Below are 14,344 nucleotides of genomic sequence, written 5' to 3'. Positions count from 1 at the left end.
TTTTTTTTCATTAATTATTTGTTAAGTGGCGCCATAAGGCGATGAAAGGAAAGCAGGGTCAAGCCCGTATTTTTGCTTACTTCACACAAATACAAAGAATGGCAACCAATCCCTTAGGCATTTTTCACTGGCGCAAGTTGTTTCAGTATTTTCTGCAGGGATTGCTGATTGTAGCACCTGTGGTGATTACTGGTTATTTGATTTATTGGATGGTTACCACCATCGACAACCTGATTCCCATATTCGAGGTTAAAGACATCAACGGGAATAGTATACCAAGAAATTATGGACTAGGTATTCTGATGATTGTAGCTGCGCTGATCCTGATTGGTTTTGTGAGCTCTAATTTCTTTGCCCAAAGGCTGATTGATATGTTCGACAGCTTGCTGGAGAAAACGCCGGGTATCAAATTCATTTATTCCTCTGTCAAAGACTTTTTTGAAGCATTTGCAGGAAGTAAGAAAAAATTCAACCATCCGGTATTGGTGAATGTGGATGGGCCCGATGTATGGCGTATCGGTTTTATTACTCAGGAAGATGCACACCAGTTTGGATTAGCAGAACATATGACGGTCTATGTACCGCACAGTTATGCGATCTCAGGTATTACATACATAGTTCCTAAAGAAAAAATTCGTGCTGTACCTAATGTCAGCAGTACTGATGCGATGAAGTTTGTGGTAAGCGGTGGTGTTACCGATGTGGAAGACTAAATAAATACTTTGTTCACCAGATTATGGTCCTTGGTTTCCAGTCTGCTGCTTCCTGTTAAGTATTCATCTACTTTTCTTGCACATTCTCTGCCCTCACTGATGGCCCAAACGACTAAGCTTTGTCCGCGGCGCATATCGCCTGCTGCAAATACTTTAGCCATATTGGTTTGATAGTGTTGTTCATTGGCCCTTACATTGCCGCGTTCATCCAATTCAATATCTAATTGCTCTAACAAACCTTTCTTTTGTGGATGGATAAAGCCCATGGCCAGTAAAGCTAGCTGACAAGGAATGGTTCTTTCGCTACCCGCTACTTCTTCAAAGCTGGCAGGTTTGCCATCCGCACCAACACTCCATTCCAGATCTACCAATTGAATCGCTTGTAATTGTCCTTGTTCATCGCCAATAAATGCTTTGGTGGCTACAGCCCATAATCTATTCGCGCCTTCTTCATGAGAAGTTGTTGTTTTCAGCAACATTGGATAGCTAGGCCAGGGCATATATTCTGTTCTGCTCTTGGGTGGCTGCGGTAATAATTCAAACTGTGTTACTGATGCAGCACCTTGTCGGTTAGAAGTACCCACACAATCGCTGCCCGTATCGCCACCACCAATCACTACTACATGTTTACCCGTTGCAGTCAAATTTTCATCAAGGATATTACTTTCAATTTCAAGATTCGCTAAGGGATCTTTACCAGCAACTCTTTTGTTCTGTTGTTTTAGGAACTGCATAGCGAAATAAACGCCTTTCAATTCTCTGCCGGGCACTGGTAAATCTCTTGGTTGTGTGGATCCACCCGCTAATACAGTCGCATGGTATTCGCGCAACAAATCTGTTACCGGCACATTCACGCCCACATGTGCATGACAACGAAATTCAATACCCGATGCTTTCATCAAATCAATACGTCTGTCAACCACCCATTTCTCCAATTTAAAATCAGGAATACCATAGCGCAACAAACCACCAGGCGCTTCATCTCTTTCAAACACGGTAACATTATGTCCTACACTATTCAATTGTGCAGCTGCTGCCAACCCTGCGGGACCCGAACCAATCACGGCTACTTTTTTACCACTGCGTACATGTGGCGCACGAGGCTGTACAAATCCTTTATTGAAAGCAATCTCAATAATATGCTTCTCAATTTCTTCAATAGCAACAGGTGGTTGATTAATACCTAACACGCAAGCTGATTCGCATGGTGCCGGACAAATTCTTCCAGTGAACTCAGGAAAATTATTGGTAGAACTGAGTATCTCATAAGCTTCCTGCCATTTCTCACGATAGACTGCGTCGTTGAATTCAGGAATGATATTACCGAGCGGACAACCGGAATGACAAAAAGGTACACCGCAATTCATACAGCGCGCAGATTGCTCATGCAACTGCTGTCCTGTAAAAGGCTGTACAAACTCTTTGTAGTCTTGCAATCTGGCTTCTACCGGACGCTTATCCGGTGTGGCTCTTGTAAACTCAATGAATCCTGTTGGTTTGCCCATATATGAAGAATGATTGAATGATAGAATGATTGAATGATAGAATGAATGGATGATTAGTGAATGGCTTTGCTGAGTTGTTGTTTCAATACTTGTTTGTAATCTCTCGGAAAGACTTTCACGAAATTGCGCAGCTGCTGCTCAAAGTCACCGAGAATGAATTTGGCAACAGTACTACCCGTGCTTGCAACATGTTCTGTCAGCAATGCATGCAATTGTTGCGCATCTAAATCATCCAATGGATCAAGGTCTACCATTTCAGCATTGCATTGTTGCTGGAAGTTTTTGCGTACATCATAGATATAGGCAATGCCACCACTCATGCCTGCTGCAAAGTTTCTACCTGTATTGCCTAATACAACAACAACACCGCCTGTCATGTACTCACAACCATGATCGCCTACACCTTCTACAACAGCTGTTACGCCTGAGTTTCTCACTGCAAAGCGTTCACCAGCCATACCTCTGATAAACGCCTTACCGGAAGTAGCACCATAGAAAGCTGTATTACCAATGATAATATTGTCTTCTGCTGTGTACGCGGCCTGCTTTGGTGGATACACAATTAATTTTGCACCGCTCAAGCCCTTGCCAAAATAATCGTTGGCATCACCTTCTAACTCCAGTGTAATACCTCTGGTATTGAATGCACCGAAGCTTTGTCCCGCAGTTCCTTCAAAACGAAAATGAATGGTATCATCAGGTAAACCAGCTGCTTTGTAGCGTTTGGTGATTTCATTGGAAACAATGGTGCCAACTGTTCTGTCAATATTTTTAATGGGAAATGCAGCACGAACTGTTTGTTGTTTCTCAATTGCTGGCTGTGCTGCTTGCAACAATTGCCAATCCAGTACATTGGCCAATCCATGATCCTGTGCTTCTTGTTGATATAATCCTGTACTAGAATCTGCAGGTGCTTTGTACAAGACAGCAGATAGGTCCAGCTTACTATATTTCCAATGCTGAATGTTCTCGCGCATTTGTAAATGTTCTACCTGACCCACCATTTCATGTACGCTTCTGAAACCCAACTCTGCCATGATCTCACGCAACTCTTGTACAATGAAGCGGAAGAAATTCACCACATGATCCGGATTACCGGTAAATCTTTTTCTCAACTCTGGATCCTGTGTGGCAACACCAACGGGACAAGTATTCAGATGACACTTGCGCATCATGATACAACCTTCTACAATCAATGCAGCAGTGGCCACACCCCATTCTTCTGCACCCAATAATGCAGCAATAGCGATATCGCGACCGGTCTTCATTTGTCCGTCTGCTTGCACCACTACGCGACTACGCAGTTTGTTCCGCACCAAGGTTTGATGTGTTTCCGCCAAACCCAATTCCCAAGGTAAACCAGCATGCTTGATAGAACTCAGCGGGGATGCACCTGTGCCACCATCGTGACCAGAGATCAACACCACATCTGCTTTTGCTTTGGTAACACCGGCAGCAATGGTGCCCACACCTGCTTTACTCACCAACTTTACGTTGATGCGTGCAGCTCTGTTGGCATTCTTCAAATCAAAGATTAACTGCGCCAGATCTTCAATAGAATAAATATCATGATGCGGTGGTGGCGAAATCAAACCTACACCGGGTGTGGCATGTCTTGTTTTACCAATCCACTCATCTACTTTATGACCGGGTAATTGTCCGCCCTCGCCAGGCTTGGCACCCTGTGCCATTTTGATTTGCAACTCATCTGCTTCAGTGAGGTATAAACTCGTTACACCAAATCGTGCAGAAGCTACTTGTTTAATCGCACTGCGCATCGAATCACCATTGGGTAATGGTGCATAACGTATTTCATCTTCACCACCTTCTCCGGTATTACTCTTACCGCCCAAACGGTTCATCGCAATAGCTAGTGTAGTATGTGCTTCCCATGAAATGGAACCAAAGCTCATAGCACCTGTGGCAAAACGTTTGTAGATATTTTCTGCAGGTTCTACTTCGTCAATAGAAATAGAAGGCTTGGTTTGTTTAAATGCAAATAGACTACGCAGCGTACAAGCTTTCTCACTCTGGTCGTTCACCAGCTTGGTGTATTTCTTAAATGTTGCATAATCATTCGTGCGGGTAGCATGCTGTAAGAGATGAATGGTTTGCGGATTGAATAAATGAAACTCTCCTTTGCGTTTCCATTGATAGATACCACCCACCGGTAACCGATCTGTGGGAATTTCCTTTCTGCTGAAAGCGAAGAAATGTTTCGCCAATGTTTCACGTGCCAGCTCATCCAGACCCATGCCTTCGATTCGGGAAGTTGCACCGGTGAAATATTGATTCACCACGGCTTTATTAATACCAATGATTTCAAATATCTGCGCGCCTTGATAAGATTGCAGCGTAGAGATACCCATCTTGCTGAAGACTTTCAGCAAACCATCATTCACTGCTTTGATATAATGCTTCTTCAGTTGTTCTTCTGATAAATCTGTTTTCATGATGCCTGTCTCCTTCATAACTCTGATAGAAGACAAAGCCAGATAAGGATTGATGGCTGTAGCACCAAAACCCAGCAAACAAGCAAAATGATGCACTTCCCAAACATCGCCTGCTTCAACGATGATGCCCACTTTACCACGCAGTCCTTTTCTAATGAGGTGGTGGTGTACAGCAGCGGTAGCAAGTAAAGATGGAATAGGCGCATGGTCTGAGTCTATCGCACGGTCTTGCAGGATGATCACTTCAAATCCATCCTGCGCCGCATCTACGGCGTAGCGACAAATTCTATCTAAACCAGCTTTTAATGAGCCGGGTTGTTGATCTGCTCTGAAATAGCATTGTAATGTTTTGGCTTGGAAAATGCCTGTATCAATACTGCGAATTTTCTCTAACTCAAAATTGGTAAGGATAGGATGTTTAAGTGCAACGGTATGACAAGCCAGCGGATCTTCTTCCAGCAGGTTGCCTACATTACCCACGAATGTAGAGAGCGACATCACCATGCGTTCACGAATCGGGTCAATCGGCGGATTGGTTACCTGCGCAAACAATTGTTTGAAATAACTGCTGAGGTGTTGCGGTTCATCACTCAATACTGCAAGTGGCGTATCGGTACCCATGGAACCGATGGGTTCTTTAACTTCCAAAGCCATTGGTTGAATAATGGTTTCCAAATCTTCTTTGGAATAGCCAAATGCTTTCTGGTATTTAAATACCTGATCATGTTCTAAATGGGTGAACATTACTCTTGGCTCTGGTAATTCTTCTAATCGAATCTTGTATTTATTCAACCAATCGCCATAGGGTTGTTGTGTGCAGATGTTCGTTTTCAACTCTTCATCACTGATGATTCGCCCCTGTTCCATATCCACTACAAACATTTTACCCGGCTGCAATCTGCCCTTCTCTTTGATGATAGCTGGATCTACAGGTAAAGCACCTGTTTCAGAAGCCATGATCACACGCTCATCTGTGGTAACGCAATAGCGCGATGGTCTTAAGCCATTTCTGTCGAGCGTTGCACCAATAATTTTTCCATCGGTGAATGAAATAGATGCTGGTCCATCCCAAGGCTCCATCATAGATGCATGGTATTCATAGAAAGCTTTTTTCACAGGATCCATCTGCTCATTGCCATCCCATGCTTCCGGAATCAGCATCATCATCACATGTGGTAATGATCTGCCGGTGAGTGTAAGCAATTCAATCATATTATCCAGACAGGCAGAATCAGACTGCCCTTCGCCCACTATGGGCAGCAACATATCCATTTCTTCCTTGCTGAAATATTTAGAAGTAAAACCTTGCTCACTTGTCTTTAACCAGTTGAGATTACCCTGCAGTGTATTGATCTCTCCATTGTGTGCGATGTAACGGAAGGGCTGTGCCAGTTTCCAGGAAGGAAAAGTGTTTGTAGCAAAGCGAGAGTGTACCAGACCAAACGCACTCACCATGGATTTATCACTGAGATCAGGGAAATAGTTACGCACCTGTAAACTGGTGAGCTGTCCCTTATATACCACTGTTTTATAACTCAGCGATGCGATGTAAAAACCAATGGCATCTTTTTGTACAGTATTATTGACAAGATGTGTTACATAGTTGCGCAATACAAAGAGCTTGCGTTCAAAGTCTTCAGGGTTATGCACTTGATCAGGGCAACGCACAAACACTTGCTCCATTTCTGGTTCTACGCTTAAAGCGGTTGGGCCAATATCTGCAGGATTTACGGGCACTTTGCGATAACCCAATAATTCCATCCCCAGTTTCTCTGTGGCTCTGTTGAAAATATCGCGGCATTCTTCTCTGCGTTGCACATCTTTTGGAAAGAAGAGCACACCTACGCCGTACTTACCATATGCCGGCAATTGTATACCTAGTTGCAAACATGCTTCAAAGAAAAAAGCATGTGGTGTTTGAATCATGATGCCGGCGCCATCACCTGTATTGTTTTCACATCCACATGCACCGCGGTGTTCCATGTTTTCCAACACGGTTAACGCATCTGAAATATGTTGATGTGATTTTTTCCCTTTAATGCTGGCAACAAAACCGATGCCACAGGAGTCGTGTTCAAACCGGGGATCGTAAAGCCCGCCACCAAGATGCATAGACATATTCTTTCAGTCCGTTTTAGGGTGAATGGCAGGCAATGCCCAATATACTGAATGCGTTTTGTAAAACCATAACACTAACAAGCGTGAGTTTCTGTTGGGCTTGATTTCTACGTACTTTGCAAGCCGTATGAGTCAGCAAAAACACAATTTCAATTCAGGTCCCTCTGTTTTACCGCAACCAGTACTGGAAGCAGCAGCAAATGCTATCCATGATTTCAATGGCAGTGGTTTATCCATTCTGGAAATCGGGCACCGCACACCATTGTTTCAAGAAGTGCTGGACGAAGCGCGCAATGCTGTAAAGCAATTAATGGGCTTGGATGATGCATATGAAGTATTGTTTTTACATGGTGGTGCTACTACGCAGTTCATGCAGGTACCGATGAATTTGCTGGATGCGAATGCAACAGCTGCTTATTGCGACAATGGCATTTGGGGTAATAAGGCTTTGAAAGAAGCCAAACTGTTTGGTAAGGTGGATGTGGTAGCTTCTTCCGCGGATCAGTCACATACTTATATACCCAAGGATTTCAGTGTTGATCCAGCTTATGCTTATCTGCATATCACTACCAATAATACTGTAGAAGGAACACAGTGGCACCAATACCCTGAAGTGGATGTGCCACTGATTGGTGATATGAGTAGTGATATTTTCAGCAGACCAGTTGATTTCAAAAAATTTGCACTCATTTATGCAGGTGCACAGAAGAATATGGGTGCAGCAGGTGTCAACCTCGTGGTAGTGAGAAAAGATGTATTGGGTAAAACCAGCCGAGCGATTCCTACCATTATGGATTATCGCAAGCATATCGAAGCAGGCTCACTGATGAATACGCCGCCTGTATTTGCTGTATATGTAGCCATGTTAACGCTGCGCTGGATTATTCAGCAAGGTGGTTTAAGTGTAATGGCTGAACATGCTACTGCAAAGTCGGATCTCTTATACAACACCATTGACAGCTTACCATTATTTAGTTGTAAAGTGCGTAAAGAAGACCGCAGTCAGATGAATGCTGTTTTCTTTATCAATGATGAAGTATTACAAAACAAGTTTCTGGATGAGTGTAAAGCCAATGGTATGGTGGGCGTAAAAGGTTACCGTACCGTAGGTGGTTTACGTGTAAGCATGTACAATGCACTGTCTATGCAGAGCGTAGAAACGATTTGTCATCTGATGAAAGATTTTGCACAGCGCCATGGCTAATGCGCCATATCATCGTAATTCACATGAGGTTGATCCGATGCAGGTTTTTCTTCCGGTGTATGCGCAGGTGCTGCAGCTTGTAAAGTTTGTTGTGCTGTAAAGCCCTGTGTAGCTTGCAGAAAATTGTGGTAGGATTTGTATTGTTTCATCACTTGAATGCCAGTACCGGTTAAATAGACAAATCCATTTTTTCCAAAACCTACGGAAGCTTTTACGAGTTGTGTACTCATGAGAATCTCACGTACATGTTCTAGCTGACGTTCATCCAACTGTACTTGAGCTGGCGCTAGAATATCTCTCTCCAGATGTAACTCATTCTTATCCAGATGGCTGTACAAGTGTCTGAGAATGTATTCAATCAAATCATCTTCTGTGATGGCTTTCACCTGCTGCGACATGGGACTGAATTTTGATCAAATTAAGCGAAAACAATAGAGGATTCTGTTAAATCATGCCGATATTATAGCACCGACAGGAATATCAACCTGCAATAATTATCTTGCGGCCCAGATTATGGCAAATATCCAACCCTTCAAGGCCCTTCGTCCGCACGCACCTTTTGCTGCACAAGTGGCCAGCAGACCTTACGATGTATTGAATAGTGCAGAAGCACGTGTAGAAGCACAAGGCAATCCCAATTCTTTCCTGCATATCACCAAAAGTGAAATTGATCTGCCAGAGCAGACAGATATTCATAGCATGCCTGTGTATGAAAAGGCCAAAGAAAACCTGGATGCATTCATCAAGCGCGACATCCTGTTTCGGGAAGACAAAGACTGCTATTATATCTATCGCCTCATCATGGATGGTAGAAGCCAGACTGGTTTGGTTTGTGTAAGCAGTGTGGATGATTACAATGAAGACATCATTAAGAAGCACGAGTTTACACGTCCGGAAAAAGAGCAGGACAGAATCAATCATATCAAAACAACAGGTGCACAAACAGGTAATGTATTTCTGGCATATAGAAATGTGGCAGAAGTAGATGCACTCATTGATAAGTGGATGACTGCCCGTTCACCGGTTTATGATTTTAAAGCGGATGATGGTATTCAGCATACCATCTGGATCATCAGCGATAGCGATGTGTGTAAGCAGATCACCGATCTTTTTGTAGCTAAAGTGCCTTGTACCTATATCGCAGACGGCCACCACCGTGCCGCTTCAGCTGCTAAAGTGCGCGCTGCGCTGGGTAATACAGCAACACAATCAGCAGATTATTTTCTAACAACCTTATTCCCTGCCAGTCAGCTAGCTATTCTGGATTATAACCGTGTGGTGAAGGATTTGAATGGGTTAAGTAAAGCTGATTTATTAGAACGCTTATCGGCTGATTTCACCGTTGAATTGAATGGTAGTACCGCAGTAAAGCCTGCTGTACTGCATGAGTTTGGTATGTATATCGATAAAGAATGGTATCGCCTTACAGCAAAACCTGGTGTTTATCGAAACGATCCCATTGGTGTGTTGGATGTTACCATTCTGCAGGAAAACATTCTTGATCCATTGCTTAATATCAAAGACCAGCGTACGGATAAGCGTATTGATTTTGTAGGTGGAATCCGCGGTTTGGGTGAATTGGAAAAGCGCGTGAACAGTGGTGATATGCAGTTGGCATTCAGTCTCTATCCTGTTACCATTGAGCAATTGTTTGATATTGCCGATAGTGGTAATGTAATGCCACCGAAGAGTACTTGGTTTGAACCAAAGCTACGCGATGGTTTGTTAACTCACCTGATTCATTAATCATATGCGTGTTGCTCTACTCTTGATTGGTGTTTTTTTCGGCCTGCGCGTGATGGCGCAGCAGCCTGAGCATAAAAAACTAATCATGCAGGGAGAATATGCAGCTGCAACAACACAGTTGGAAAAAGCTTTGGCTGCTGCACCCAATGATTTGGGTTTACTGAAAGACAAACTCTTTTTACAATTTCTTCAGCGCGATTTTGCCGGTGCTATTGAATTGGGTAAGCAACTGATTGAACGCAACGATGCTGATTTTCAAGTGTTTCAACAATTAGGGCTTACTTATGCTGCCATCGCTGATTATAAAGAAGCAGAAAAACTATACATAAAAGGCATTCAGCGTTTTCCAACCAGTGGGGTGTTGTATGCCGACTATGGTGCGATGCTGCAAGCAGCAGGTAAAAAAGCAGAGGCTATTGTGCAGTGGGAAAAGGGTATTGCCACAGATCCTAATTATCCTGCGAATTATTTCTTCGCAGTAAAACATTATGCACTTGCAGAGGATTGGTTTCCTGTTATGCTGTACGGTGAACTTTTTTTGAATCTAGAAAGCTTCTCGCAGAGAACAACAGAGATTAAGAATCTTTTATACGAATCATGTAAGCGCATCTTTGCATTGTCAGATATGCTGCAGGCCATACCTGCCAGCAGAAAGCCTACTGCATTTGAAAAAGCAGTACTGGGTAATTTCAACAAGTTTGGGTCTATGATCCGAGAAGGTGTTACCCCCGAGGTACTTACTGCCATCAGAACCCGTTTCTTATTGTCCTGGATGCAGTCCGATTTGAACAAGCAATTCCCTTTTGAACACTTTCAACACCTGAATCAGCTCCTGCGCGAAGGCCATTTCGATGCCTATCATCAGTGGTTATTTGGTATGGTGGCTAGTCCATCAGCCTACCAGATCTGGCTGAATAACCATGATACCGAGGTAGAAAAGTTCAAAAAATACCAACGCAGCAATCTGTTCAAAATCCCCGCTGGGCAGTATTACCGTTAAAAAACTGCTTATAGCCGGTGGCAATGAAGCCCTGCTTTGCTGTTTCTGCTGTTTTGCCTAATTTGTTCCCCTCAACAGCTTGCCATGCAAACTCCCGACAATGATAAACTCTGGCGTATCGCCAAGAAACGCGCCAACTTCAAGAAAAGCGCATTTGCCTATGTAGTGGTCAATATTTTTCTGTGGACCATTTACTGGATTACCCACGGGTATGAAGGCTTCGAGTTCAAAGCTTCTGCATGGCCCATCTGGGTAACGCTTGGTTGGGGTATTGGAATTGCCTTCCAGTATTACGAAGCCTATGCCGGTAATCAGGATGATCTGGTAGAAAGGGAGTATGAAAAACTGAAGCAGGAAAAGAAAGATCAATCAACATCACTATAATCATTCATCATGAGTTTTCCCAATTATCGATTGTTTGATGTATTGCAGTTTCAGCTGGAGAAGTTTCCAAAACCAGATATGCTGAATGCAAAAGAGAACGGACAGTGGAGAGCGTATAGTACAAAGGAAGTGAATGATATCGCCATCAGGTTTGCGGCAGGTTTGCTGAAACTGGGTATCAATGGTGGAGATTATTCACCTGAAGGTGCGCAGAAAGTAGCACTGATTAGTGCCAACAGACCTGAATGGATTTTTACAGACCTGGCTGTGCAACAAACGGGTGCAGTACTCACGCCTATTTATCCAACCACCAATCCGCTGGAATTACAATTCATCCTGAATGAAGCAGAGGTGAAATATGTTTTTGCCGGCGATGCCAATTTGTGGGATAAAGTGATGAGCATCAAAGATCATGTGCCCACACTCCAACAGGTATATACATTCGATAAAGTAGAAGGTGCTGCACATTGGTCTGAATTATTACATCTGGCCGATGCAGAAAGCCTGTCTCAGGTAGCAGCTATCAGCGCGCAAATACCAACATCCAATCTTGCAACCATTATTTATACCTCAGGTACAACGGGTACACCCAAGGGTGTGATGTTAACGCATGAGAATATTGTAAGTAATGTCTTTCATTCAAAAGAAAGTTTTCCTTTTGAGGATAGGCCCGATGGTAAAGCACTGAGCTTTCTGCCACTGAACCACATTTTTGAAAAAGTGATTACTTATATCTATCTCTTTAGTGGTATCAGTATTTATTATGCAGAGAGTTTGGAGACCATTGGCGACAACCTGAAGGAAGTAAAGCCGATGGGCTTCTCCACTGTGCCGCGTTTGTTGGAGAAAGTGTTTGAAAAAATCATGACGAAGGGTAATGAGTTGGAAGGCACTAAAAGAAAATTATTTTTCTGGGCAGTTGGCTTAGCAGAAAAATATGACAACAATGTGAGTGGTGGCATGTGGTACAATGTGCAATTGTCCATGGCCAATAAAATCATCTTCAATAAGTGGCGCGAAGCATTGGGCGGCAATATTGAATTCATCATTACAGGTGGTGCTGCTTGTCAGGAAAAACTTTTACGCATTTTCAACGGCGCACAAATTCCAGTGTATGAAGGCTATGGTCCAACTGAAAATAGTCCGGTGATTACCGTAAACAGAAAAACACCCGGCGGTTGTAAGTATGGCTCTGTAGGTTTACCCATTGTTGGGCAGGAAGTGAAGATTGCTGAGGATGGTGAGATATTGGTGAAAGGTCCCAGTGTTATGAAGGGTTATTACAAGCGTCCCGAGATTACTGCTGAAACGGTGATCGATGGTTGGTTGCATACTGGCGATATTGGAATCTGGGATGAAGGCAAATACCTAAAGATCACAGATCGTAAGAAGGAATTGTTCAAGACCAGTGGCGGTAAATATGTGGCACCTCAGCCTATTGAAAACCGTTTGAAAGAAAGTCTTTTTGTAGAGCAAGTCATGGTGGTAGGTGCTGAAAGAAAATTCGTTGGTGCATTAATTGTACCTTCTTTTCCTACACTGCGTGAGTGGATGAAGGAAAAGCAAATTCAATTTACCACACCGGAAGCGGCCATCAATCATCCACGTATATTGGAACTCTACCGTGAGTTGGTAGAGAGCTTCAATAAGTTTTTCAACCATGTGGAACAGATCAAGAAGTTTGAATTGTTGGCTCATGAGTGGACGGTGGATACAGGCGAATTAACGCCCACCTTAAAGCTGAAGCGAAAAGTAATTAACGAAAAATACAAAGCCTCCATAGAGCGTATTTATGAAGGTTCTTAAGTAAAGCCGGTCAATGACCGGCTTTTTTGTGTTGCCTACTTGGGTGTCCACACCCGAGTATTTGTAAATGTCCTTTATCGCCGGTGAGGACACCGGCTTGTGGCAGATGGCCCGTTCGGGTGTCCGCACCCGAACTAATGGCGATCACCTTTTATAAGCATGACCAATGTCAGTGTTTGCGGAGGATGCGGGTTTTAGTTTTGAAGCCTCAAACGATTGCCATGCAGACACCCAGAGAACAAGCTTCCCGTTTATCCGCCATGTCATTACTGCGCATCAGTGTAGGTATTGTTTACCTGTGGTTTGGTGCATTGAAATTTTTTGATGGCTTGAGTCCGGCAGAGCAACTCGCCATGAATACCATTCATGAACTAACGTTTGGGTTGATTGATAATAAAGTAAACTTGATCATGCTGGCTGGTTGGGAATGTATTGTTGGGGCATTGCTGATTATTGGTAAATACATTCGTCCAACACTGATCCTACTGTTTTTGCATATGGTATGTACGTTCACACCTTTCATTTTCTTTCCCAAAGAAACTTTTCACTACATGCCTTACGGCCTAACACTAGTTGGGCAATACATCATGAAGAATATCATCATTGTAGCAGCGGGTATTGTGCTTTGGAAAACCGAAAGAGAGAAAGAAGCCAATCAGCATTTCAGCGAAATGGCTTTGTCGCGCGAATAATCTGTTTGTCTATTATAAAGTGTCGTCAGCTTTGCCGGTAAGGTAATACTGACGAATGCGTTCACCAATAGGATGCTTTTGTACAGTATGGTTAAAAGCTTCCAGCATGGTAGTAGCTTCTGCTGCGTTGAAATCGCCTTTAATATAAAACAATTGTTTTAGCAGGCCTATCGAATTTGGATAGGATTTGATGGTTTGAATATTCTTCTTTAGTAATGCAACCTGTTTAATGGCATCTTTAGAATAATACAATTGCGCCATACTGAAATCTGCATCGTTCACTTTACTGCCACTTACCCAGCTGGGGAATTCATCTGTTGGTGTATTGGGTTGAAAAACTGTTGGCCTTTGATCCACATAAAAGAAGGAGAAAACAGCATTGGGTGTTTTGGTATTCAAAAACCCCATAGGTCTTTTATATGCATTCGTTGAATCAACATAACGGATGCTGCAAAAAATCGCCGGTGAATCTGGATGTATGCTATAATGAAAAACAATTTTTGCATCACTTACCAGTTGCGAATCAATCACCACGTGCTTGTCCTCATTCATGAGGTATAGATATTGGTTGCGTAATGATGGCAACTGTTTTTCACTCAAAACATAGGTAACTGTATTTGTATCTTGTTCGACTTGCCTACAAGCCACACTTGTAGTCACCAGCAGCAGTATCAGTACTTGTTTCATATACCTGAGATGCTGATATCAGGTATTTCCATAATG

At 43.1% G+C, this 14,344-nt stretch carries 11 protein-coding genes; 7 read left to right on the top strand and 4 right to left on the bottom strand.

Annotated features, from left to right (window positions below):
• Positions 1-98 precede the first annotated feature (98 nt).
• Entirely contained in the window at positions 99-713 is a 615-nt protein-coding gene (locus J0L83_09685; protein MBN8664835.1) for a DUF502 domain-containing protein, read from the top strand.
• On the opposite strand, the gene J0L83_09680 is transcribed toward J0L83_09685, so the two are convergent.
• Positions 710-2,218: a glutamate synthase subunit beta gene (locus tag J0L83_09680; protein MBN8664834.1), complete on the bottom strand. Its 1,509-nt coding sequence runs from the start codon at positions 2,216-2,218 to the stop codon at positions 710-712. The two genes, J0L83_09685 and J0L83_09680, sit on opposite strands and share 4 nt — an antisense overlap.
• 53 nt (positions 2,219-2,271) lie before the next feature.
• The gene (gene gltB / locus J0L83_09675) at positions 2,272-6,789 is read right to left on the bottom strand and encodes a glutamate synthase large subunit (protein ID MBN8664833.1); all 4,518 of its coding nucleotides are present in this window, start codon (positions 6,787-6,789) and stop codon (positions 2,272-2,274) included.
• Positions 6,790-6,916: 127 nt separating this feature from the next.
• Between gltB and serC the strand changes: the two genes are divergently transcribed.
• Entirely contained in the window at positions 6,917-7,993 is a 1,077-nt protein-coding gene (serC, locus tag J0L83_09670; GenBank protein MBN8664832.1) for a 3-phosphoserine/phosphohydroxythreonine transaminase, read from the top strand.
• On the opposite strand, the gene J0L83_09665 is transcribed toward serC, so the two are convergent.
• The gene (locus J0L83_09665) at positions 7,990-8,391 is read right to left on the bottom strand and encodes a hypothetical protein (GenBank protein MBN8664831.1); all 402 of its coding nucleotides are present in this window, start codon (positions 8,389-8,391) and stop codon (positions 7,990-7,992) included. The genes serC and J0L83_09665 overlap by 4 nt on opposite strands.
• 115 nt (positions 8,392-8,506) lie before the next feature.
• On the opposite strand from J0L83_09665, the gene J0L83_09660 reads away from it, so the two are divergent.
• The 5 genes from J0L83_09660 (at position 8,507) to J0L83_09640 (ending at position 13,621) form a co-directional block, all read left to right on the top strand.
• The gene (locus J0L83_09660) at positions 8,507-9,739 is read left to right on the top strand and encodes a DUF1015 domain-containing protein (GenBank protein ID MBN8664830.1); all 1,233 of its coding nucleotides are present in this window, start codon (positions 8,507-8,509) and stop codon (positions 9,737-9,739) included.
• A gap of 4 nt (positions 9,740-9,743) precedes the next feature.
• Positions 9,744-10,739 carry a hypothetical protein gene (locus tag J0L83_09655; GenBank protein ID MBN8664829.1) on the top strand — a complete coding sequence of 332 codons (996 nt, stop codon included), beginning with the start codon at positions 9,744-9,746 and terminating at the stop codon, positions 10,737-10,739.
• 84 nt (positions 10,740-10,823) lie between these two features.
• The gene (locus J0L83_09650) at positions 10,824-11,123 is read left to right on the top strand and encodes a 2TM domain-containing protein (GenBank protein ID MBN8664828.1); all 300 of its coding nucleotides are present in this window, start codon (positions 10,824-10,826) and stop codon (positions 11,121-11,123) included.
• 9 nt (positions 11,124-11,132) lie between these two features.
• Positions 11,133-12,929 (top strand): long-chain fatty acid--CoA ligase, encoded by a 1,797-nt coding sequence (locus tag J0L83_09645; GenBank protein ID MBN8664827.1) that lies wholly within the window; start codon positions 11,133-11,135, stop codon positions 12,927-12,929.
• A gap of 221 nt (positions 12,930-13,150) precedes the next feature.
• A complete protein-coding gene (locus tag J0L83_09640; protein MBN8664826.1) occupies positions 13,151-13,621 on the top strand; it encodes a DoxX family membrane protein in 471 nt (156 codons plus the stop codon).
• 12 nt (positions 13,622-13,633) lie between these two features.
• Here J0L83_09640 and J0L83_09635 read toward each other — a convergent pair whose 3' ends face one another.
• Positions 13,634-14,308 (bottom strand): hypothetical protein, encoded by a 675-nt coding sequence (locus J0L83_09635; GenBank protein ID MBN8664825.1) that lies wholly within the window; start codon positions 14,306-14,308, stop codon positions 13,634-13,636.
• Between the last annotated feature and the right edge of the window lie 36 nt (positions 14,309-14,344).

It is taken from the genome of Chitinophagales bacterium, from assembly GCA_017303835.1.
Taxonomy (GTDB): domain Bacteria; phylum Bacteroidota; class Bacteroidia; order Chitinophagales; family Chitinophagaceae; genus JAFLBI01.
The sequence above is the reverse complement of the archived record's forward strand: the minus strand, read 5'-3'. Positions and strand labels throughout refer to the sequence as shown.

What these genes read in the sequence shown, in the direction of transcription:
- J0L83_09660 (MBN8664830.1), top strand. Translation starts at nt 8,507, where the DNA reads ATGGCAAATATCCAACCCTTCAAGGCCCTTCGTCCGCACGCACCTTTT.
- gltB (MBN8664833.1), bottom strand. Translation starts at nt 6,789, where the DNA reads ATGTCTATGCATCTTGGTGGCGGGCTTTACGATCCCCGGTTTGAACAC.
- J0L83_09685 (MBN8664835.1), top strand. Translation starts at nt 99, where the DNA reads ATGGCAACCAATCCCTTAGGCATTTTTCACTGGCGCAAGTTGTTTCAG.
- J0L83_09665 (MBN8664831.1), bottom strand. Translation starts at nt 8,391, where the DNA reads ATGTCGCAGCAGGTGAAAGCCATCACAGAAGATGATTTGATTGAATAC.
- J0L83_09655 (MBN8664829.1), top strand. Translation starts at nt 9,744, where the DNA reads ATGCGTGTTGCTCTACTCTTGATTGGTGTTTTTTTCGGCCTGCGCGTG.
- J0L83_09635 (MBN8664825.1), bottom strand. Translation starts at nt 14,308, where the DNA reads ATGAAACAAGTACTGATACTGCTGCTGGTGACTACAAGTGTGGCTTGT.
- J0L83_09650 (MBN8664828.1), top strand. Translation starts at nt 10,824, where the DNA reads ATGCAAACTCCCGACAATGATAAACTCTGGCGTATCGCCAAGAAACGC.
- serC (MBN8664832.1), top strand. Translation starts at nt 6,917, where the DNA reads ATGAGTCAGCAAAAACACAATTTCAATTCAGGTCCCTCTGTTTTACCG.
- J0L83_09640 (MBN8664826.1), top strand. Translation starts at nt 13,151, where the DNA reads ATGCAGACACCCAGAGAACAAGCTTCCCGTTTATCCGCCATGTCATTA.
- J0L83_09680 (MBN8664834.1), bottom strand. Translation starts at nt 2,218, where the DNA reads ATGGGCAAACCAACAGGATTCATTGAGTTTACAAGAGCCACACCGGAT.
- J0L83_09645 (MBN8664827.1), top strand. Translation starts at nt 11,133, where the DNA reads ATGAGTTTTCCCAATTATCGATTGTTTGATGTATTGCAGTTTCAGCTG.